This is a genomic window from Amycolatopsis acididurans (assembly GCF_012328925.1).
Lineage (GTDB): Bacteria > Actinomycetota > Actinomycetes > Mycobacteriales > Pseudonocardiaceae > Amycolatopsis_E > Amycolatopsis_E acididurans.
Genome location: NZ_JAAXLS010000061.1, coordinates 1 through 20,994 on the forward strand (window position 1 = coordinate 1; position 20,994 = coordinate 20,994).

General features: G+C 69.9%; 18 protein-coding genes. 6 read left to right on the forward strand and 12 right to left on the reverse strand.

Annotated elements, in window-relative coordinates:
• Positions 1-145: 145 nt before the first annotated feature.
• The 4 genes from HFP15_RS37720 to boxC are packed head-to-tail and all read right to left on the reverse strand — an operon-like array spanning position 146 to position 5,611.
• Positions 146-1,003: an amidohydrolase family protein gene (locus tag HFP15_RS37720; protein ID WP_168522594.1), complete on the reverse strand. Its 858-nt coding sequence runs from the start codon at positions 1,001-1,003 to the stop codon at positions 146-148.
• Complete coding sequence (locus tag HFP15_RS37725; RefSeq protein ID WP_168522596.1) at positions 1,000-2,559, reverse strand: benzoate-CoA ligase family protein; 1,560 nt, start codon at positions 2,557-2,559, stop codon at positions 1,000-1,002. The genes HFP15_RS37720 and HFP15_RS37725 overlap by 4 nt, the downstream gene beginning before the upstream one ends.
• A gap of 10 nt (positions 2,560-2,569) precedes the next feature.
• Entirely contained in the window at positions 2,570-3,988 is a 1,419-nt protein-coding gene (boxB, locus tag HFP15_RS37730) for a benzoyl-CoA 2,3-epoxidase subunit BoxB (RefSeq protein ID WP_168522597.1), read from the reverse strand.
• 3 nt (positions 3,989-3,991) lie between these two features.
• Positions 3,992-5,611, reverse strand: a complete 1,620-nt coding sequence (gene boxC / locus HFP15_RS37735) for a 2,3-epoxybenzoyl-CoA dihydrolase (RefSeq protein ID WP_168522599.1) — start codon at positions 5,609-5,611, stop codon at positions 3,992-3,994.
• Between the two features lie 226 nt (positions 5,612-5,837).
• On the opposite strand from boxC, the gene ilvD reads away from it, so the two are divergent.
• Together ilvD and HFP15_RS37745 are read left to right on the forward strand one after the other, a co-directional pair.
• A complete protein-coding gene (gene ilvD / locus HFP15_RS37740; protein ID WP_168522601.1) occupies positions 5,838-7,508 on the forward strand; it encodes a dihydroxy-acid dehydratase in 1,671 nt (556 codons plus the stop codon).
• 1 nt (position 7,509) lies between these two features.
• Positions 7,510-7,887: a cupin domain-containing protein gene (locus tag HFP15_RS37745; RefSeq protein ID WP_210718406.1), complete on the forward strand. Its 378-nt coding sequence runs from the start codon at positions 7,510-7,512 to the stop codon at positions 7,885-7,887.
• A gap of 64 nt (positions 7,888-7,951) precedes the next feature.
• On the opposite strand, the gene HFP15_RS37750 is transcribed toward HFP15_RS37745, so the two are convergent.
• The 4 genes from HFP15_RS37750 to selA are packed head-to-tail and all read right to left on the reverse strand — an operon-like array spanning position 7,952 to position 14,611.
• On the reverse strand, positions 7,952-8,437 hold the full coding sequence (locus HFP15_RS37750; protein ID WP_168522603.1) for a hypothetical protein: 486 nt from the start codon (positions 8,435-8,437) through the stop codon (positions 7,952-7,954).
• Between the two features lie 56 nt (positions 8,438-8,493).
• A complete protein-coding gene (fdh, locus tag HFP15_RS37755) occupies positions 8,494-11,670 on the reverse strand; it encodes a formate dehydrogenase (RefSeq protein WP_168522605.1) in 3,177 nt (1,058 codons plus the stop codon).
• 5 nt (positions 11,671-11,675) lie between these two features.
• On the reverse strand, positions 11,676-13,343 hold the full coding sequence (gene selB / locus HFP15_RS37760; RefSeq protein WP_168522607.1) for a selenocysteine-specific translation elongation factor: 1,668 nt from the start codon (positions 13,341-13,343) through the stop codon (positions 11,676-11,678).
• Positions 13,331-14,611, reverse strand: coding sequence for an L-seryl-tRNA(Sec) selenium transferase (gene selA / locus HFP15_RS37765; protein ID WP_168522609.1), 1,281 nt, complete (start codon positions 14,609-14,611; stop codon positions 13,331-13,333). The genes selB and selA overlap by 13 nt, the downstream gene beginning before the upstream one ends.
• A gap of 53 nt (positions 14,612-14,664) precedes the next feature.
• Between selA and selD the strand changes: the two genes are divergently transcribed.
• The 3 genes from selD (at position 14,665) to HFP15_RS37780 (ending at position 16,721) form a co-directional block, all read left to right on the forward strand.
• Complete coding sequence (selD, locus tag HFP15_RS37770) at positions 14,665-15,657, forward strand: selenide, water dikinase SelD (protein ID WP_168522611.1); 993 nt, start codon at positions 14,665-14,667, stop codon at positions 15,655-15,657.
• A 40-nt stretch (positions 15,658-15,697) separates the two neighbouring features.
• Positions 15,698-16,105 carry a CoA-binding protein gene (locus HFP15_RS37775; protein ID WP_168522613.1) on the forward strand — a complete coding sequence of 136 codons (408 nt, stop codon included), beginning with the start codon at positions 15,698-15,700 and terminating at the stop codon, positions 16,103-16,105.
• 79 nt (positions 16,106-16,184) lie between these two features.
• Entirely contained in the window at positions 16,185-16,721 is a 537-nt protein-coding gene (locus tag HFP15_RS37780) for a hypothetical protein (protein ID WP_168522615.1), read from the forward strand.
• A gap of 1 nt (position 16,722) precedes the next feature.
• Here HFP15_RS37780 and HFP15_RS37785 read toward each other — a convergent pair whose 3' ends face one another.
• The 4 genes from HFP15_RS37785 to HFP15_RS37800 form a co-directional block, all read right to left on the reverse strand.
• Positions 16,723-17,049 carry an STAS domain-containing protein gene (locus HFP15_RS37785; RefSeq protein WP_168522617.1) on the reverse strand — a complete coding sequence of 109 codons (327 nt, stop codon included), beginning with the start codon at positions 17,047-17,049 and terminating at the stop codon, positions 16,723-16,725.
• Positions 17,046-18,101: a cobalamin B12-binding domain-containing protein gene (locus HFP15_RS37790; RefSeq protein WP_168522619.1), complete on the reverse strand. Its 1,056-nt coding sequence runs from the start codon at positions 18,099-18,101 to the stop codon at positions 17,046-17,048. The genes HFP15_RS37785 and HFP15_RS37790 overlap by 4 nt, the downstream gene beginning before the upstream one ends.
• On the reverse strand, positions 18,098-19,672 hold the full coding sequence (locus HFP15_RS37795; protein ID WP_168522621.1) for a PP2C family protein-serine/threonine phosphatase: 1,575 nt from the start codon (positions 19,670-19,672) through the stop codon (positions 18,098-18,100). The genes HFP15_RS37790 and HFP15_RS37795 overlap by 4 nt, the downstream gene beginning before the upstream one ends.
• 77 nt (positions 19,673-19,749) lie before the next feature.
• Positions 19,750-20,094 (reverse strand): STAS domain-containing protein, encoded by a 345-nt coding sequence (locus tag HFP15_RS37800; RefSeq protein WP_168522623.1) that lies wholly within the window; start codon positions 20,092-20,094, stop codon positions 19,750-19,752.
• 111 nt (positions 20,095-20,205) lie between these two features.
• On the opposite strand from HFP15_RS37800, the gene HFP15_RS37805 reads away from it, so the two are divergent.
• Positions 20,206-20,991, forward strand: coding sequence for a GAF and ANTAR domain-containing protein (locus HFP15_RS37805; protein ID WP_168522625.1), 786 nt, complete (start codon positions 20,206-20,208; stop codon positions 20,989-20,991).
• The last annotated feature ends 3 nt before the right edge of the window (positions 20,992-20,994 follow it).

Sequence of the window (20,994 nt, forward strand, 5' to 3'; positions counted from 1 at the left end):
AACCCACTCCTCCCCCAACCCCGATCCCCAGCCGCACTTCACCGGGAGGAACCGGCGGCCGAACGACCAACGGGCACCGGGAAAGACAAAAGATGCCTCGCCGGCCGGCAGGCAACGGGATGACCACACCTGGCGGCTTCGTTTTCTAGATGTCCAGGCCTGGATACAGCTTTGCCGCGTTGCCTGCCAGGATGTCGGTCAGTACGTCGTCCGGCAGGTTCAGTTCCATCAGTGCGCGTACGTTGCGGCTGGTGCCCGGGACGCCCGGCCAGTCCGTACCGAAGACGAACTTGCCCGCCAGGCGGGTGAAATCGAACCTCGCGTAGTACGTCGGCAGCTTCTTCGGTGGCAGGCCTGAGAGATCCAGCCACACATTGTCCTTCGCCAGCGCCAAGAACGCCGCGACGTCGTACCACCAGCCGCGGCCGCCGTGGGCGAAGACGAAGTTCACCTGCGGGAAGTCTTCCACCACATCCGACAACAGTTCCGGATTACCGAAACTCGTGCGCGAGCCGGGGAAGCTGCTGGTGCCGGAATGCAGGATCACCGGCACACCACGGTCCGCGCACACCTGGTACGCGGCGTAGAGTTCCTTGTCCGCCGGGGAGAACGCGCCGTGTACGGGGTGGATCTTCAGTGCGACCGCGCCCAGATCCAGCTGCCGTTCGACCTCGGCGGCTACCGGGTGGTGCAGGTGCGGGTTGACGTTGGCGACCAAGCGGAACCGCACCGGGTTGTATTCGTAGATCGGCAGGTTGTGCTCGATCGGCTGGATGCCGGTGGCACGCGGGCTGTACTCGCTGAACAGCAGTACCCTGTCGACGCCCTCGCTCTCCATGAGCGCGTCCAGTTTGGACGGTACGGGCACACCGTCCTCATCGTAGGCCGAGCGCCAGTCGTGCGGGCCCGAGAACTGTTCGGCCCACTCCAGCCAGGACGGCTTCAGCGTGTCCAGCCGTGGCGCGTGCACATGCGCGTCCACCACCGTCTTGCCATCGATCACGCCAATGCCCCCGGCCGGAGTGCGTCACGCACCTGTTCCCTGATCACGTTGCGCCGGATCTTGCCCGTCGCCGTCTTCGGCAGTTCCGCGACCGCGACCACGGCCCGCGGACGTTTGAACGAGGCCAGATCCGCCCGGCAGAACTCGATCAGCGCCTGCGTGTCCACCTCGTGCCCCGCGACCGGCACCACGCACGCCACCGGCTTGTCGATACCGTCCTCGTCCGGCGCGGCCACCACCGCGACCTCCGCCACATCGGGATGCTGCAACAGTCTCTGCTCCACTTCGGACGGTGACACCCAGATGCCACCCGCTTTCAGCATGTCATTGAAGCGTCCCAGACACGTCAAGGTGCCATCGGGATTACGCACGTAGCTGTCGCCGGTGCGCAACCACTCGCCCTGAAACACCTGCTTCGACGTCTCGTACCGGCTCCAGTATCCGAACGCCGTCGACGGCCCGCGCACGAACAGCTCGCCCGGCTCGCCGACCGCCTCGATCGGGACGCCCGTCACGTCCCGGATCTCGACGTCGTATCCGGGAACCGCGGTGCCCGTCGTCCCCGGCACGACCTCGCCCGGCCGGTTCGACAGGAAGATGTGCAGCGCTTCGGTGGACCCGATCCCGTCCAGGATCTCCACCCCGAAGCGGCTGCGGAACCGCTCGAACAACACCGCAGGCAACGGCTCGCCGGCCGAAACCGCCTGGCGCACCGAGGAAAACGTGTCATCGGGGATGTCACTGGCCAGCAGCGCGGAGTAGAACGTCGGCACACCGAAGAACAACGTCGGCCGGGTGGTCCGGACGCGCTCGGCGATCAGCCTCGGCGCCGGCCTGCCCGGTTCGAGCGCGACACTGGCCCCCACGGACAACGGGAAGAACGCGGAGTTTCCTATTCCGTAGGCGAAAAACAGCTTGGCCACCGAAAAGCACCGGTCATCGTCACGGATTCCCAGCACTTGGCTGCCGTAGGTCTCGCACACAGCGCGGATGCTGGCGTGCCGGTGCATCGCCCCCTTCGGGGTACCGGTGGTGCCCGAGGTGTACAGCCACAGCGCGGGCGAGTCCTCCCAGGTCTCGTAGGCCATGACCGGGTCCGATGTGGACAGTGTCGCCCAGTCGTGTGACCGCACGGTGTCGGAAAACGATTCCGCTCGGTCCAGCACGACGTCCGTGGTCTCGGGCGCCAGCGTGAGGGCCACCTTCGCGGACTCGGCGAATTCCGCGGACACGCACAGCACGCGCGCCCGCGAGTCGGCCAGCACCTTGCCCAGCTCCGGCCCCGTCACCATCGTCGACACGGGAACCGGCACGATGCCCGCGTACATCGCGCCGAGGATGGCCGTGAGCATCTCGATGCCGTCGACCATGCAGATCATGACCCGTTCCTCGGGACGCATCCCGAGACGAACGAACCCGCCGGCGACCCGGTGCGCCTCGTCGGCCAGTTCCGCGTAGGTCAGCGTGCGGTTCGCGGTGACGACCGCGGTGCGGGCGCCGTTTCCGTCACGAACATGCCGGTCGAGCAGGTAGTCCGCCGCGTTGAAACCGGCCATGGCACGCCTCCTAGAGGTAAACGTACTCGTATTCGAACGGTTTGCCGTTGATCCCCTGCCGGGGCGGCGCCACCCAGCTCGCGATCTTGCCCCGCTCGTACACCGGGTGCATCAGCGACCGGACGAACGCGAGGTCCTCACTGGTCGGCAGCCAGTGCCGTTTGCCTTCCTGCCAGGTCTTCTCGTCCACGATCGTCCCGTCCGGCGTGATGTGGTGGCCGGAGTTTATGCCCACCTGGCGGTTGAAACCAGGGTGCGGGAGCTTGAACTGGAACGAGATCTCCGCGTCGGCGAGGATCTTGTTCCAGCGCTTGACGCCGGACTGGCAGTCGGCGATGTACTCCTCGCGAAGGTCGAGGTTGAGCAGCAGGATCTTCTGCAGTTCCTCGGTCTCCCAGGTGCCGTCGGTCCGTGGCCGCAACAGCTCGGCGGCCTCGTCGGTGAGCTGGTGATCGTCTTTGCGGCGTGGTTCGAGCCAGCGGCCCTTGAGGCCGGCGGTGTAGTAGTTCGCCGCGTTGGTGGAGGTCTCGCTGCCGAACAGGTCCAGCGACACCGTGTAGTGGAAGTTGATGTAGCGCTGGATGAGGTCCAGCGGGATCCCGCCGCGCGGGCCGATGTCCGTGGTGTCGTGCTCGCGGATCAGTTCCGCGCTGCGCTGCACCACGCGGTCGACACCCGTGGTGCCGACGAACATGTGGTGCGCCTCCTCCTTGAGCATGAACTCGCAGGTGCGCGAGAGCGGATCGAAGGCCGACTCCTTCAGCGTGCCCAGCTGGTACTTGCCGTCCCGGTCGGTGAAGTAGGTGAACATGTAGAAGGCAAGCCAGTCGGCGGTCTCCTCGTTGAACGCACCGAGAATCCGTGGCGTGTCAGGGCTTCCCGAGTTGCGGTGCAGCAACCCCTCCGCCTCTTCCCGGCCTTCCCGGCCGAAGTAGGCGTGCAGCAGGTACACCATCGCCCACAGGTGACGGCCCTCTTCGACGTTGACCTGGAACAGGTTCCGCAGGTCGTACAGCGACGGCGCGGTCAGGCCGAGCAGCTTCTGCTGTTCCACGGACGCGGGTTCGGTGTCGCCCTGGATCACGATCAGCCGCTGCAGATCAGCCCGGTACTCACCCGGCACCTGTTGCCACGCCGGTTCGCCCTTGTGCTGCCCGAACGCGATCTTGCGGTCGGGATCGCGTTCGGCGAGGAAGATGCCCCACCGGTACTGGTCGGGCACCACGTGGTCGAAATGCGCCCAGCCCTCGCGGCCGACGCTGACCGCGGTGCGCAGGTACACGCCGTGCGTTTCCAGCGTGGGGCCCATCTCGCCCCACCAGTTCATGAACTTCGGCTGCCAGCCCTCCAGCGCCCGCTGCAGCCGCCGGTCGTCGGCGAGGCTGACGTTGTTGGGGATCTTGGCGTCGTAGTCGATCTTTTCCGGCACGTGTCACACCCGCTTGCGGTCGAAGGAGGCCTTCTGTCCGGTGCCGTAGCGGCGCAGCGCGCCGTCCGGCCCCGAGGCGTTCGGCCTCGTGAAGATCCAGTTCTGCCAGGCGGTGAGCCGCCCGAAAATCTTGGTCTCGATGGTTTCCGGACCGACGAAGCGGTGGTTGGCCTCCATCCCCGTCAGCGCGTCCGGCGACAGCGCGGCGCGGCCTTCCAGCGCGATCCGGATCTCGTCCTCCCAGTCGATGTCGTCCGGCGCGTCGGTGACCAGGCCCAGCTCCAGCGCCTCACTCGCCGACAGTGACCGGTCACGTTCGCGTTTGAGCAGGTCGAGGTGCTCGTTGTCGCGGTAGAACCGGGATTCCAGCCGCGAGAGGCCGTTGCCCATCGGGAAGGCGCCGAAGTTGGCCTCGGACAACGTGATCGACGCGCGTTCCTCGCTGTTCTCGTCGTCGATCGGCGGCCCGTCGAGCATGTACTGCCGGTCGCACGCGAGCGCGATCTCCAGCAGCATCCCGGCGAAGCAGCTACCCGGTTCGATCAGCGCGAACAGGCTGCGGCTGGTCACGTCGAGCCGTTTCACCGTGCGCTTGAAGTAGTGCACGATCTCGTTGGACAGCCAGTCGGACGCCTCCAGCAGGCGCCGTTCGTGCGCCAGCACGGCCTCCGGATCGCCCTCGCTGCGGAACACCCACGTGCCCAGCTCGGGTTCGTTGGTGCGCAGGCGCAGGATGACGTCGTCCAGCTCGCGGGTCAGGTCGAGCAGCCAGCGCTCGTTCTCCCCCGGCCCGCGAAGCGTGATCTCGGCGAGGCCGGCCGCCCGGTCCAGCCTCACAGAGAGATTCGGGTAGGTGATCTCGTCGCCGTTCTCTGTGCGCTGCAGCGGCCCCAGCTCGATGCCCTGGGCATCCGAGGAACGGTGCGTGCGCGCGGCGATCTCGCGGGCACGCTCGGCGACGGCCTCGCGGAACTCCTGGCGCGGCACCAGCTCGTCCACCAGCCGCCATTCGACGGCCGTCCGGCCCTTCACCCCGTCGGGCCGGGTGGCGAAGACGTCCGCGCGGTCCTTGCGCACGCGCCGCTTGTCGGTGACGCGGGTGAGGCCACCGGTGCCGGGCAGGACGCCGAGCAGCGGCACTTCGGGCAGCGCGACGGTCGAGGAGTTGTCGTCGACGAGGAGGATCCTGTCGCAGGCCAGCGCGATCTCGTAACCGCCGCCCGCGCAGGTGCCGTTGACCGCCGCGATGTAGGTCTGGCCCGAGTTCTCGGTCGCGTCCTCGATGCCGTTGCGGGTCTCGTTGGTGAACTTGCAGAAGTTCACCTTCCACTCGTGCGGGGAGGCCGCGAGCATCCGGATGTTCGCGCCCGCGCAGAACACCTTGTCCTTGGCGCTGGTGATGACGACCGCGCCGACCTCGGGATGTTCGAAGCGCAGCCGTTGGACGGCGTCGTAGAGCTCGATGTCGACGCCGAGGTCGTAGGAGTTGAGCTTGAGGTCGTAGCCCTCGACTAGACCGCCGTTTTCGTCGACGTCCATCTCGAGCCAGGCCACTGGCGGCTCGATGCGAAGACGCCAGTGGCGGTACGAGTCGGGATGCCGATCGAATGACACCGCTGTCATGGGATCAATTGTCTACACACATCTCCCGAACGTCAATGTTGTGTAGAAATTGGTTCGAATTCGGTAGCCGGTTGGCAGGATCTCCCCCGCGTGTGGTGGCGATGCGGGGCCGCGGCCGGCGCCGCCGCACGGCCGGACGTGCAGGGCGGCTGGGGCACCGTCACCGCACGCGTGACGGTCACTTTCAGCTCAGCTGAGTGGCCGGGGCGGGGCTATCCTGCTGTCCATGGCCGATCTCAAACCGCGCTCGCGCGATGTGACGGACGGACTGGAACGAGCGGCCGCGCGTGGCATGTTGCGTGCCGTCGGCATGGGCGACGACGACTTCGCCAAACCCCAGATCGGGATCGCCTCGTCGTGGAACGAGATCACCCCCTGCAACCTGTCACTGCAACGGCTCGCGCAGGCGAGCAAGCAGGGCGTGCACGCGGCCGGGGGCTATCCGCTGGAGTTCGGCACGATCAGCGTCTCCGACGGGATCTCGATGGGGCACGACGGGATGCACTTCTCGCTCGTGTCGCGCGAGGTCATCGCCGACTCCGTGGAGACCGTCATGGAGGCCGAGCGGCTCGACGGCGCGATCCTGCTCGCGGGCTGTGACAAGAGCCTGCCGGGCATGATGATGGCCGCTGCCCGGCTGGACGTCGCGGCCGTGTTCCTCTATGCGGGCTCGATCCTGCCGGGCACCGTGGACGGCCAGGAAGTGACCATCATCGACGCGTTCGAGGCGGTCGGCGCGTGCCGTCGCGGGCTCATCTCCCAAGAGCAGGTCGACAAGATCGAACGCGCCATCTGCCCAGGCGAGGGTGCGTGTGGCGGGATGTACACGGCCAACACCATGGCCTGCGCCGGGGAGGCGCTCGGCTTGTCGCTGCCCGGTTCCGCGAGCCCGCCCTCGGTGGACCGCAGGCGCGACCGGTTCGCCCGGGAGAGCGGCGAGGCCGTCGTCGGCATGCTCGCCAAGGGCATCACGGCGCGCGACATCCTCACGCACGAGGCGTTCGAGAACGCGATCGCCGTCGTGATGGCGTTCGGCGGGTCCACCAACGCCGTACTGCACCTGCTGGCGATCGCGCACGAGGCCGAGGTCGAGCTGACCCTGAGCGATTTCACCCGGATCGGTGACCGGGTGCCGCATCTCGCCGACGTGAAACCGTTCGGACGGCACGTGATGACCGCCGTGGACCGCATCGGCGGCGTGCCGGTGGTGATGAAGGCGCTGCTGGACGCGGGTCTGCTCAACGGCGACTGCCTGACCGTGACCGGCAAGACGGTGGCGGAGAACCTGGCCGAACTGGCGCCGCCCGAACTCGACGGCGAGGTCCTGCGGAAACTGTCCGATCCGATTCACCCCACCGGTGGCCTGACGATCCTGCACGGCAGCCTCGCCCCGGAGGGTGCGGTGGTGAAGAGCGCCGGGTTCGACTCGTCCCGTTTCGAAGGCCGCGCGAGGGTCTTCGACGGCGAGCAGGCCGCGATGGACGCGCTCGACACGCTGCAGCGCGGCGACGTCGTGGTGATCCGGTACGAGGGCCCGCGCGGCGGGCCGGGCATGCGGGAGATGCTCGCGGTGACCGGCGCGATCAAGGGCGCGGGCCTCGGCAAGGACGTCCTGCTGCTCACCGACGGCCGGTTCTCCGGCGGCACGACGGGTCTGTGCGTGGGCCACGTCGCGCCCGAGGCCTCACACGGCGGGCCGATCGCGTTCGTGCACGACGGCGATCCGATCGTGCTCGACATGGAGGCCCGGACGCTCGACGTGCTGGTGGACGAGGACGAGATGGCGAAGCGCCGGGCGGGCTGGGAGCCGCCGCCCGCGCCGCGCCGCACCGGGGTGCTGGCCAAGTACGCCGCACTCGTCGGTTCGGCCGCGCAGGGCGCCGTGCTCAAGGTCTGAGGTGTTCCAGACGACGAGGGTGGAGCGGGCGGGCGAGGTCACCGCGCCCGACGGCTCCGCGGTGCGCCCGCTGTGCTCGCTGCCGGGGGTGGCGAGCTTCGCGCAGTTCGAGCTGGCGCCGGACCAGATCGCCCGCGCCGTTGCGCACGCGACCGTGCAGGAGATCTGGTTCGTGCTCAGCGGCAGCGGTCGGCTGTGGCGCGCGCACGCCGGTCGCGAGGAGATCACCGGGCTCGAACCGGGCGTCTGCGTGACGATTCCGCTCGGCACGTCGTTCCAGTTCCGCGCCGGTGCGGGCGGCTTACGGGTGGTCGCGGTGACCACGCCACCATGGCCGGACACCCCCGGCGAGGCGCGCTTCGCGGAGGGGCCGTGGTGACTCGAGCGCGAGCGGGCACGGCCGGCTCCCGGGACAGCGCCCGGAGGCCGGCCAGGTGCACGGCCTACTGCTCGGTGCTGTACGGACCCTCGTGCTCCATGCTCGGGGCCACGCGGGGGTTCCGGCCCTGCTGACCGGGTACCGGGGCGACCACCGGCTCCCGCAGCTGACGGTCGACCGGGGCCATCCTCGGGTCGGCCGTCGCCCTGGTCTGGATGTCCTCGACCACCTGCTCCTCACGCCGGCGCGCCAGCACCGCGAGTGCGATCCCGTGCACGAGCGCCAGCACCAGCAGCATCACGCCGAGCCTGCCGGCCACCCCCGGCAGCGAGCTGCCGCCTGGGAAGTCGACGGTCGACAGCACCGCGAGCACACCCAGCGCGACCAGGTGGAACAGCACCGCGACGAGCCTGCTCATCGACGAGCCTGCCTCGCTGTCCCCTTGTGCGTTCTCCAGGTACCGCTTGCCGCTGTGGTAGATGATCTGACCGTCGATCGCGACCATCAGAACCCCTACCACCAGAAAGGCCACATAGGCATCCGTGTTCACGACGGGCTCCTCTCCTACGAAAAGGTGAATACCCGCCACGCTCGGCGGTGAAACGGCTACCGGTAGGACTCAACCAGCCGGAGTAGCGCCTCTCCTCGCGGCCGTCGGCCGGGACGGATGTCACACGTCGCGGCCTTGGCCTCCTGGATGTGCACGTTCGGATCCAGCACGACCGACAGCAGGTCGTTCGCGGAGTCCCCTGTGGACAGTCCGTTCTCGCCCCAGTGGTAGGGAAGGCCGACCTGGTGTATCACCTTTCCCCTGACCCGCAACGGTTTCATCCGGTCGGTCACCAGCACCCGCGCCTCGATCGCCGTGCGCGCGGAGATGATCGTGGCCCAGCCACCGTGCCGCAGCCCGCGTTCGGAGGCGAGTTCCGGGGACACCTCGCAGAAGAACTCGGGCTGCAGTTCGGAGAGGTAGGGCAGGGTGCGGCTCATCCCGCCCGCCGTGTGGTGCTCGGTCAGCCGGTAGGTGGTGAAGGCGTACGGGAACTTCCCGCCCGAGTTGTAGCGGTTGGCCGGGTGCTCGTAGGTCTGCCGCGCCGGATTGTGCTGCTGGGCGTACAGCGGATTGTCCACAGGGGACTCGAACGGCTCGTAGTGCGTCGGCAGCGGGCCGTCGGCCAGCCCGGCGGGCGCGAACAGCCATGCCTTCCCGTCGGACTGCATGATGAACGGATCGCGGCCGGACAACGCGTCCTGGGCCTTGGCGCCCTCGGGCGGGGTGTAGTCGGGCCGTTTCGTGGCCTCGAAGTCCGGCACGTCCGCACCGGTCCACTTGCCATGGTCGGCGTCCCACCAGACGTAACGTTTCCGTTCGCTCCAAGGCTTTCCGTTCGGATCGGCGGACGCGCGGTTGTACAGGATCCGCCGGTTGGCCGGCCACGCCCAGCCCCAGCCCGGCGCGACCCAGTTCTGCTTCGCGCCGGGTTCCCGGTTGGCCGCCTGGTTGTGCCCGTCGGCGTAGACACCGCAGTAGATCCAGCAGCCGCACGAGGTGGAGCCGTCGTCGGCGAGCTGGGTATAGGAGGACAGGGGCCCGTCCGGGCCGGTGCCGTTGACCTCGACGAGCACGGACTCCGCGCTGGGTTCGGCGGTCGGGCCGTGAGTCGGATAACTCCAGGTCAGCTGCTGGATCGGCGCGTCGCGCGGATCGGTGCTGTCCCGCAGGCGTTCGCGGATGATGCGCCCGAGGTGGTAGTAGAACCACAGCTCGCTGCGTGCCTCGCCGGGCGGTTCCACCGCTTTGTGATGCCACTGCAGGAGCCGCTGGGTGTTGGTGAAACTGCCGTCCTTCTCGGTGTGCGCGGCGGCGGGCAGGAAGAACACCTCGGTGCCGATCTCGGCCGAGGACAGCTCGCCGGTCTGGATCTCCGGCCCGTCCTTCCAGAACGTGGCGCTCTCGATCATCTGGAGGTCGCGGACCACCAGCCAGTCGAGGTTGGCCAGCCCGAGCCGTTGGAGTTTGCCGTTCGCCGAGCCGACCGCCGGGTTCTCGCCGACCAGGAAGTATCCCTTGCAGTCGCCGGCGATCTGGTTCATCACCGTCGTGTAGCTGCCGTGGTCGCCGGTCATGCGCGGCAGGTGGTCGAAGCAGAAGTCGTTGTGCGGCTGGGCGTTCTCACCCCAGTACGACTTGAGCAGGCTCACCACGTAGGAGCGCATGTTGCCCCAGAACCCGGTGCGGCCCGCGTCGGCCTCGACGAAGGAGTCCAGATCGAGATGCTCGTGCGCACTGGGCATCGGGATGTAGCCGGGCAGCAGGTTGAACAACGTCGGGATGTCGGTGGAGCCCTGGATGGACGCGTGCCCGCGCAGCGCGAGGATTCCGCCGCCGGGCCGCCCGATGTTGCCGAGCAGCGCCTGCAGGATCGAACCGGTGCGGATGTACTGCGCGCCGACCGTGTGCTGGGTCCAGCCGACCGAGTACACGAGCGCGGTCGTACGGTCGCGGCCGGAGTTCTCCGTGATGGCCTTCGCGACGTCGAGGAACTCCGCCTCGGTCACGCCGCAGATGTCGGCGACGACCTCCGGCGTGTACCGGGCGAAGTGCCGTTTCAGCACCTGGTACACGCATCGCGGATGGGTCAGCGTTTCGTCCAGCCTCGGTTTGGCACGCATCGTCGCGCCGCCGCTGCCGTAGGTCTCCGCGCGTGCCGTCTCCTGGTGGTGGCCGTGGGGGCTTTCCCTGCGCCCCGCCGCCGCGGCGACCTCGGAGTCCTCGTAGATCCAGCTCTCGCTCTTGTACTGCCGTTTCTCCGGGTCGTAGCCGGAGAAGACGCCGTCGAGGTCCTCGGTGTCGGCGAAGTCCTCACGCAGGATCGCGGCCGCGTTGGTGTAGGCGAGCACGTAGGAGCGGAAGTCCTTCTCGTTGTCCAGCACGTACTTGATCAGCCCGCCGAGGAACGCGATGTCCGAGCCCGCGCGCAGCGGCACGTGCTGGTGCGCGACGGCGCTCGTGCGGGTGAAGCGCGGGTCGACGTGGATGATCCGCGCCCCGCGCGCCTTCGCCTCCATCACCCACTGGAACCCGACCGGATGGCATTCGGCCATGTTCGAGCCCTGGATGACGATGCAGTCGGCGTTCGCCAGATCTTGCTGGAACGTCGTGGCCCCGCCACGACCGAAGGAGGTCCCCAGACCGGGAACCGTGGAGGAGTGTCAAATACGGGCCTGATTCTCGATCTGCAACGCGCCGAGCGCGGTGTACAGCTTCTTCATCAGGTAGTTCTCTTCGTTGTCCAGCGTCGCGCCGCCGAGGCTCGCGAAACCGAGCGTGCGGTTCACGCGCCGGCCCTGCTCGTCGGTGTCCTGCCAGGTCGCGCGGCGCGTGTCGAGGACCCGGTCGGCGATCATCTCCATCGCCTCGTCCAGGCTCAGCCGCTCCCAGTCGGTGCCGTAGGGGCGGCGGTAGAGCACCTCGGTGACGCGGCCGGGGCTGGTGACGAGCTGTTTGCTGGCCGAACCCTTCGGGCACAGGCGGCCACGGGAGATCGGCGAGTCGGGGTCGCCCTCGATCTGGGTGACCTTGCCGTCCTTGACGTAGACCTTCTGCCCGCAGCCGACGGCGCAGTAGGGGCAGATCGAGCGGACCACCTCGTCGGCCTGCGTGGTGCGCGGGGTGAGGGCACGCGACCGCGCCGACTCCGCGGCCTTACCACGGCCGAGCGGGTCGGAACCGGTCAGCTGGCGATAGACCGGCCAGCCCTCGATCCACTGTTTGACGCCCACGCGAATCACGCTAACTCGCGCTCACCGGTCTCGCACGGTTTCGTCACGCCGCGTGCGTCGAGAGCTTCGAGCAGCGGGACCGCGACGCGCCGGGTTGTGCCGAGTGCCTGTTTCGCCCGGCTCACCGTGAAGGGCTGGGGCAGCTCGCGCAGCACGTCCGCGGCACGGTCGAGCGCGTCCGGCCCGAGCACCACGCCCTCAGCGATGCGCGTCAACCGGCCCGCGCGGACGGCCGCGGCCAGTTCGCGGGTGCCGAGGCCGAGTTCGGCGAGATCGGCGGCCTCGGGGGCACGGAACGGTTCCGCCGCGAGCCGTTTCTCGATCTCCCGCACCGCCCGGTCCACACGCTTGGGCAGCGCCGTGCCGGGTTCGCGCACGAGGCCCCCGGTGACGGTGAGCCCGGTCAGCAGTTCCGGCACCAGTTCGGCGGCGGGCAGGCCGAGCTGCTGCCGCAACGTCTCGACCGGCATTCCCGCCGCGATGTCGTGCTCCGCAGACCAGGCCCGCACACGCTCCTGCGCTTCGCGCTGTTTTCCTTGCCACCACACCGGATCGACGACCCAGTCGCCGATGCGGTCCCCGCGCGCGGGCAGGCCCATCGCGTGTAGTTCCGACGCGCGGGCGATGTCCGGGCGCACGCCGTGTCGCAGCGCGTGCGCCCTGGCCGTGGCCGCGCCGCGACGCCCCAGTTCCGGCGGGCGGATGTCGAGCACCTCGACGCCGGCGACGATCCGGTGTTCGCCGGGATCGCGCAGCAGACCGGTGTCGCCGGCGCGCAACGACAGTTCCGACGGCAGCCGCAACCGGGCGAAGTCGGTCCCCAGTGGACGGACGCGGACCGGCATCGCGACCGATCCCAGGTGCAGCACCAGATCCCGGTGCAGCTTCCCCGCCGACCGCAGCGCGACGTCGACCTCGGAGGTGGTGAGCCAGGCCTCCGGCGTCAGCAGCGCGTCGCCGCGCGCGATGTCCTTGGTGCCACGCAGGTTCACCGCGACCCTGGCGATGGCGGTGACCTCCTGCCGGTCCTCGCCGAGCGACTGCAGCCCCCGCACCACCACGCGCCGCCCGGCGTGTTCGAGTTCGTCGCCGACCCGGATCCGGCCCGCCGCGAGCGTGCCGGTGACGACCGTTCCCGCGCCGCGGACGGTGAACGCGCGGTCGACCCACAGCCGCACGTCGGCGTCCGGGTCCGGAGCCGGCAACCCGTCGACCAGGCGGACCAGCGCGGACCGCACGTCCGGGGCGATCGCGACCGGCGCGTCCGCCAGCGTCGTGCCCGCGAACCGTTCCCGCGCCTGCTCGATCGCCATCGCCGGATCGGCGAGGTCGGCCTTGGTGATCACCAGCAGCGCGTGCCGGACACCCAGCGCGTTCAGCGCGTCGAGATGCTCCGACGACTGCGGCATCCAGCCCTCGTCGGCGGCGACGACGAACAGCACGGCGGGCACCGGGCCGACCCCGGCCAGCATGTTCCCGACGAACCGTTCGTGTCCTGGCACGTCCACGAACGCGATGCGCCTGCCCTCGATCTCGGTCCACGCGAAGCCGAGTTCGATCGTGAGCCCGCGCCGCTGTTCCTCGGCGAGCCGGTCCGGCCAGATCCCGGTGAGCCCGTGCACGAGCGTCGATTTGCCGTGGTCGACGTGCCCCGCGGTGGCTACGACGAACATCGCCGGACCGCCGCGAGCAGCACTTCGTCGTCCGCCGGGTCGACCGTGCGCAGATCGAGCAGGCACCGGCCGCGCTCCAGCCGTCCCACGACGGGCGGGTCGCCGGTGCGCAGCGGCAGGGCGCTCGCTTCGGGGAGGCTGACCGCCGCGCTCGGCAGCTCGACGCCCGGCGCCCCTCCGCCGCCGACCGCCGAGACGCAGTCCACGGCCTGCGCACCGGGCAGCTGCGCCGCGAGGCGTTCCGCCCGTTCCCGCAGCCGGACCGGATCGGCGGCCAGTGCCTGGGCGACCGGTGGTGCGGGGCCACGCAGCGTCGCCTCCAGCGCGGCGAGCGTCAACTTGTCGACACGCAGCGCGCGTGCCGTGGGATGCCGGCGCAGCCGCTCGATCAGCGATGCCTCACCCAGCAGCAGTCCGGCCTGCGGACCGCCGAGCAGCTTGTCCCCGCTGGCCGTGACCAGGTTCGCGCCCGCCGCCAGCACCGTGGCCGCGTCCGGTTCGTCCGGCAGTGCCGGATGCGGGGCCAGCAGCCCGGAGCCGATGTCCACCACGAGCGGGACGCCGAGCCCGGTCAGCTCCTCGACGCCCGCGGCCGAGGTGAACCCGGTGACCTGGAAGTTCGACGGATGCACCTTGAGCACGAAACCGGTGTCCGGGCCGATCGCCTCGGCGTAGTCGCGCGCGCCGGTGCGGTTCGTCGTGCCGACCTCGCGCAGCCGGGAACCGGTCGCGGCGAGCAGTTCCGGGATGCGGAAGCCGTCGCCGATCTCGACCAGCTCACCACGGCTGAGCACGATTTCCTTGCCCGGAGCCAAAGCCAGCGCGGTGAGCAGGAGCGCGGCGGCGTTGTTGTTCACCACGTGCACCCCGCCGGCGGCGGGCACGGCCTCGGCGAGCGCGGCCAGCGCGCCACGGCCGCGGCGGGCACGGCGGCCGGTCTCGAGATCGAACTCGACGTCCGTGCTGCCACCGGCGGCGACGACGGCCTCCAGCGCGGCGCGCGACAGCGGTGCGCGGCCGAGGTTGGTGTGCACGACGACGCCGGTCGCGTTGAGCACCGGCCGCAGCCCGGCCGCGGTCGTCGGCAGTGCCGCGATGGCGTGCTCGGCGACCTGCTCCGGTTCGATCTCGCCGGCCCGCGCCCGTTGCTGCGCCTGCGAGATCACCGACTTCACCAACGCACGGCCCAGCTCCCGCTCGGCCTGCGCGAGTCGCGGATCGGCGAGCAGTGAGTCGGTTCGCGGCACGCGCCGTCGCGGATCACCCACCCCTCGATGTTCGCAACCCGGCGAGCCCCGCGCGACCCGAGCAGGATGGTGACATGGCCTACCGACTGACTCAGTACGCGCACGGCGGTGGCTGCGCGTGCAAGATCCCGCCGGGGGAACTGGAAGACGTGGTGCGCGGGCTGTCCGGGGCGCAGCCGCGCGATCCCGTCGGCGAACTACTGGTCGGACTCGACGGCGGCGACGACGCGGCCGCGGTTCGCATCGCGGGCGAAGTCGCGCTGATCGCCACGACCGATTTCTTCACGCCGGTGGTGGACGATCCCTACGACTGGGGGCGGATCGCCGCCGCGAACGCGCTGTCGGACGTGTACGCGATGGGCGGACGGCCGGTGGTCGCGGTGAACCTGCTGGGCTGGCCGCGCGAGACGCTGCCGTTCGAGCTCGCCACGGAGACCCTGCGCGGCGGGCTCGACGTCTGTGGCGAAGCGGGCTGCCATCTGGCCGGCGGGCACAGCGTGGACGATCCGGAACCCAAGTACGGACTCGCGGTCACCGGGATCGGTGAGCCGGATCGCCTGCTGCGCAACGATTCCGCGCGGGCCGGCCTGCCGCTGTCGTTGACCAAACCGCTCGGCATCGGGGTGCTCAACGCGCGCCACAAGGCGACCGGGGAGCGCTTCGAGCAGGCGATCGAGGTGATGACCACACTCAACGCGCCCGCGTCCGAGGCCGCGCTGAAGGCGGGCATCACGTGCGCCACCGACGTCACCGGTTTCGGGCTGCTCGGGCACCTGCACAAGCTGGCCAGGGCCAGCGGCGTCACGGCGATCGTGGACTCGGCTGCCGTGTCCTATGTGGACGGTGCACGGGAGGCGCTCGCCGAGGGCCACTGCAGCGGCGGGACACGACGGAACCTCGACTGGGTGCGGCCGCACACCGACCTGTCGGCCATCGGCGAGCAGGAGGCGCTGCTGCTGGCCGACGCCCAGACCTCCGGCGGGCTGCTGCTGGCCGGGGAGATTCCCGGCGCCCCGGTCATCGGCGAGCTGGTGCCACGGGGTGAGCATTCGATCGTCGTTCGGTGATGCCGGGAATTCCCCACCGTCCACAGCGGTTGAACGAAACATGGTCGACCTCGCAGAACGTGCGCTCGCGGAGGCGGACACGATCGCCGTCGTGGGCCTGAGCCGTGACCCGTCGAAGGCCGCGCACGCCATCCCCGCCACCCTGAAGGCCGCCGGGTTCCGGATCATCCCGGTGCATCCCTCGGCGGATGTGCTGCTCGGCCAGAAGGTCTACCGCTCGCTCGCGGACATCCCCGAGCCGGTCGATCTGGTCGACGTGTTCCGCCCCGCGGCGGAGGCCCCTGGAATCGCCGAAGAGGCCGTCCGGATCGGCGCGAAGACGTTGTGGCTGCAGGAGGGCATCGTCTCGGCCCAGGCGCGGCGCATCGCGACCGAGGCCGGCCTGACCTACGTCGAGAACCGGTGCACCGCCGTGGTCCGGGCCCTCGGCCAGATCCGGAAGAACTGAGCGGGCGGAAAATGCCTCCTGCAGTTTCAGGACTTTGTGCTCTGCCTGTTCGGGGTGCTGACCCGGTGAGATAGCCGCTATGAGCGCGGAGCCCGTCGCACCGACCCTGCTGGACGAGTTCACGCCGAGGTTCGAGTTCTCGCTGCAGGAGCACGCCCTCGTGAGCGTGGGCCCGGCCCGCGCCGAGAAGATGCTGCGCAGGCTCAACGTTTCCCCCGTGCGACTCCTGGACGGGGTGTATCCGGTGCCGATGCGTCCCCGGCCCTCCACACCGGGATTCGACGAACTGCTGGTCAACGGCCGGTGGACGGTGCTGGGGTACCGCGTCGGCGAAAGCGTCGTGTTCGGCGCCGCCGGCCGGTTCTGGACGGTGTTCTCGGACTGGCAGCCGATCACCCCGGCCCAGTTCGTCAGCTACTCCCGTCCCCGCCGCGGCACGATCGCCGTCGCGATCTCCCACCTGCCGTGCGGCCCGCGGCAGACCCTGCTCACCTTCGAAGCCAGAGCCACCACGACCGACGAGGTGGCCCACCGCTGGGCGGACTGGTACTGGCACAGCGTGCGCCCCACGGCACACCTGGTGATCCGCGAGGTCCTCCGGCGGGCGAGCGCCTAGTTCACTCCGAACCGGTGAGATGGTCGTAGGTCCCGGTCAGCCGGAGCAGGCGGTCCAGCGAGGGACCACGGTTGTCCAGGTACAGCACGGCACCGGCGGCATCGACCTCGCGGCGGATCATCAGCAGCGCGGACAGGCCGTAGGAGTCGCAGAATCCGAGGCGCGCGCAGTCGAGGTGCACCTCCCGCACCCCGGGGCTCGCGCCCAGCCCGTCGAGGACCTCGTAGCGCAGCTGGTCGGCGCTGCGGTGGTCGAGTTCGCCGTCGATCATGACGCGGCCGGTACGGGCGTCGGGCTTGCTCCAGCGGCAGGTCAGTGGGGAGGTCATCGATCCTCTCCCGGACCGGCGAGTGCGGCCGCCAGCCGCGCGCGGGCGCGGTCGGCGAGACCGGCCGCCCTCGGCAGCTCCAGCAGCTGCCCGCCCAGCAGGTCCAGCCCTGGCAGCAGGAACGCGGCGGGCACCCGGCGCGCTTCGAGTACCCCCGCGGTCCACGCGAGGAAACGGTGGAAGAGCTCGTCGTCGCCGGTGTAGAGCGCCGCGGCGAAGAAGTCGACGATGTGCGCGAGGTCTTCGAGGGTGTACTGCCGCTGCTGCTCGGTGTACTCGCGCACCGACGGGAGCTGCTCCTCGAGCCCCACGTACATCGCCTTCACCAGTTCGCCCGCACCGCGCGTGACCATGGTGTACTCCTGGTCGGTCAGATGCGGCAGATCGGCGATCGGCTCGCCGGCGCCCACCCGGACCGAGGGCCGTTCCCCATGCAGCCGGTCCGCCGCCGCCCGCGCGTCCGGCGCCCACGCGTCCGCACCGAGCAGACCGGCGTAACGGCCCTCCGGACCGAAGGCCGCGCCACCGGCGATGACCGGGACGCCCGCGGCCTGGCACGCGCTGATGGTCGCGTGCGCCGTCGGCAGCCGGGTGGCCAGCGAGGCGGACAACGCGACCCAGTCGGGCCCGGTGCGGTGCAGATGGCCGATGAGATGCGGCGTCGGCACGTGCGCGCCGAGAAAGTCGACCCGGAATCCCCGCAGCTTCAGCACTTCCGCGAGCAACCGGGCGGGCAGCGCATGCCATTCGCCGTCGAGGCAGGCGATGGCGACCCGCCCGTTGCGCGCCCGGACCGGCGCGTGCGAATACGCGAGCCTGCCGACGATGCGGTCGTTGATGGCGCTCGCGAGATGCTCCTGTGCCACCGAGATCCGGTTGGCCGCCCACTCCTCGCCGATCTCGCGCTGCACGGCGCCGACCACGTCGAGCAGCAGGATCTCCTCGTTCATGCCCCGTTCCAGCGCGTCGAGCACCACCTCGCCCGCGGTGTACTCGTCGGCCTCGATGACCGCGTCCCACAGGCGGGCACGGTAGGAGTCAGTTGTGGTCATGGCCGGTTCCTCTCCCGCGGCGCGGTGATCGCGAGCACGGCGATGTCGTCGCGCGCATGCTGTCCCGACCATGCCGACACCAGCATCCGCACCCGTTCGACCACCGTCTCGGCGGCGAAACCCGCGCAGTCCGCCAGTGCCTGTTTCAGCCGGGCCTCGCCGAACATCGCGTCACCGAGCGGCCCGCCGCGCGCCTCGGTCACGCCGTCGGTGTAGAGCAGGCAGGTCTCGCCCGGCTGGAGCACGGCCTGCGCGGTGGTGCCCTTGACGTGCTCCAGCACGCCGATCAGGGTGCCCATCGTGTCCACGACCTCGACCTCGCCGCCGGCCCGCACGATCAGCGGCGGCGGATGCCCGGCGCAGGTCAGGCGCAGCCGCACCACCGCGCCGTCGCTGCTGGCCGTGGCCAGCACGAGCGTGGCGAACCGGGTGTGGTGCGAGCTGATCAGCGAGGTGTTCAGCAGCGTGAGCATCCGGTGGTGGTCCCCGGCCATCGGCAGCAGCGCTTGCAGCGTGCCGCGGATCCGGCCGGTCAGCACGGCCGCCTCCAGGCCCTTGCCGCACACGTCGCCGAGCACGGCGAGCGTGCCGTCCTCGCCGAGGGGATGCACGTCGTAGAAGTCGCCGCCGACGCGTTCGCTGTCGCCGGCGGGCTGGTAGCCACCGGCGAACTCGACGCCGCCGACCTCACTGACGGCGGGCGGCAGTAGATCGCGCATCAGGGTTTCGGTGATCGTCGTCTGCTGCGCGAACATCCGGGCGGCCGAAATCGCCGCCCCCGCCCGGGACGCGAACAGCCGCGCGAAGCTCTCCTCCCCCGGTGGGAAAGCGCTTTCCGCGCTGTCCCGCAAGAGAACCAGCACCCCGGCGGGCGTGCCGTGCCCCGGCAGCGGGGTCACCACGATCGAACCGGTGCCCGCACCGCCCTCGCCGAGCAGCCAGGCCGGCGCCCCGCCCGGATCGAGCCACCGCGACGGCACGGGCGGAAAGCCCTGCAACGCCTCGGCCAGCCCGGCCACCTCGGCGGGATCGAAGGCCAGCGCCTCGCGCACCGGGTGCTCGCCACGTACGCAGCGCACGGCGCGATGACACGCCCCTTCCTGCGCGGCGATGACCAGCGCCGTGTCCGCGAGATGCTCGGCCGCCAGGCGCGCGACCACGTCGAGGCACCGGTCGAGATTGAGCGAGCCCAGCAGCGCCGTGGACACCTCACCCAATACCGCCGTCCGCTGCCGTTCGCGGCGCAGGGCGCGCTGGGCGCCGGTGTCCTCCACCAGCCACCACACGACCGAGTGGCCGGTCTGGAGCACCGGGCGGGCCTCGAAGAAACACTCGCCGATCCAGCCCGATGCCCGCGCGGGATCGTCGTGGCGAGCGCTGCCGAGCCAGTCCGGGACCACCGTCGCGAAGCGGGCGCCGGCCTTGGCCGAGGGCAACAGCTCACGGGCGAGCCGGTTGACCGCGAGCACCGTGCCGTCGGCTCCCACCGAGACCGCGGGCCAGGGCGAGAACTCCCATCCCGGGCCGCTGGCACCCGGGGCCTGGGGAGCCGTCAGTTCCGACTTGGTCACCGCGAGGACGCCGCTTCCTGTGGACGCGAATTGTCAACCTCAGCATCGCGCACCATGCAAGGGAACAGCAAGTCCACTCAGGTGGGCTCGGTGCGCGGAACAGGCGACTCGCCGAGGATGGTGAAAATGGTGTCCAGCCCGGCGATTTCCAGCGGCCGCCGGACACCACGAGTGGTACAGACCAGTTGGAAGTCAAGCCCGGTTTTCGAGCACTGCGCCGCGCACTCGACCAGCACGGCCAGCCCCGCCGAGTCGAGAAACTGCACCTCGGACAGATCGAGCACCAGCACTCGCGGCCGGTGTTCGTCCGGTCGCTTGCCGAGGTGCGCCCTCAGCTCGGGCGCGGTCGCGGCATCGATGTCACCGGTGACGGCGGCGACCAGCGTGTCGTGGAAATCGGACCAGTCCACGGTAAGTGGCACGTAGCAGCTCCTCGCTCGCGGACGGGGCACCCGGGGCGCCCTGTAATGTTTGCGAGCCACTGCTGCTTTTATAACCGTGGCAAGTCACATGCTACCCGACCGAGGTGCGAGATGAACGACTATGTCAGACCCGAGATGGTCTTCACGATCTCTCAGGAGCTCGCCGAGGTCGGCAGGCTGGTGGACGACGACGACATCACCGCCACTTTGGAACGCTACGTCCGGCGCGCGATCGCGCTGCTGCCGGGCTGCGACTACGCGGCGATCACCACGCTCGGCGAAGGCGACGCCGTCGAGGTGCTCGCCGCCGCCGGAGCACGCCCGTTGCCGCATCCGGCCGGTGACGGGCCGATGGACAATCCGGTGTTCGAAGCACTGCGGTACGTCGAACCCCGCCGCCTCGACGACATCGAGAAAGACCAGCGCTGGCCCGCCTACCGCGACTACCTGAAACGCCACGGTTACGCGAGCTGCCTTTCGCTGCCGTTGCCCGCGGCGGAATCGGCCGCGGCGTTCACCGTGTTCTCCTCGGTGCCCGGCAAGTTCGGCGAGGAGTCCCACGACCTGGCGCTGCTGTTCACCCTGCACGCCGGTGTCGCGTTCGACAACGCCACGCTCTACCACGACAACCTGGCGCTGCTGTCCCACGTGCGCACGGCACTGCACACCCGGACGGTCATCGGCCAGGCGCAGGGCCTGCTCATGCGCTTCAACGGCCAGAGCGCCGCCGAGGCGTTCGCCGCGCTGAAACGCGCCTCCCAGGACCGGAACATGAAGCTGCGCGCGCTCGCCACGGCGCTGGTCGAGGCGCACCACGAGGGCAGATTGGACAAGGCGCTGGCCGAGTACCGGCTGACCGAGGACGATCCGGACGAACCCGTCAAAATCTCCGGCTGACCG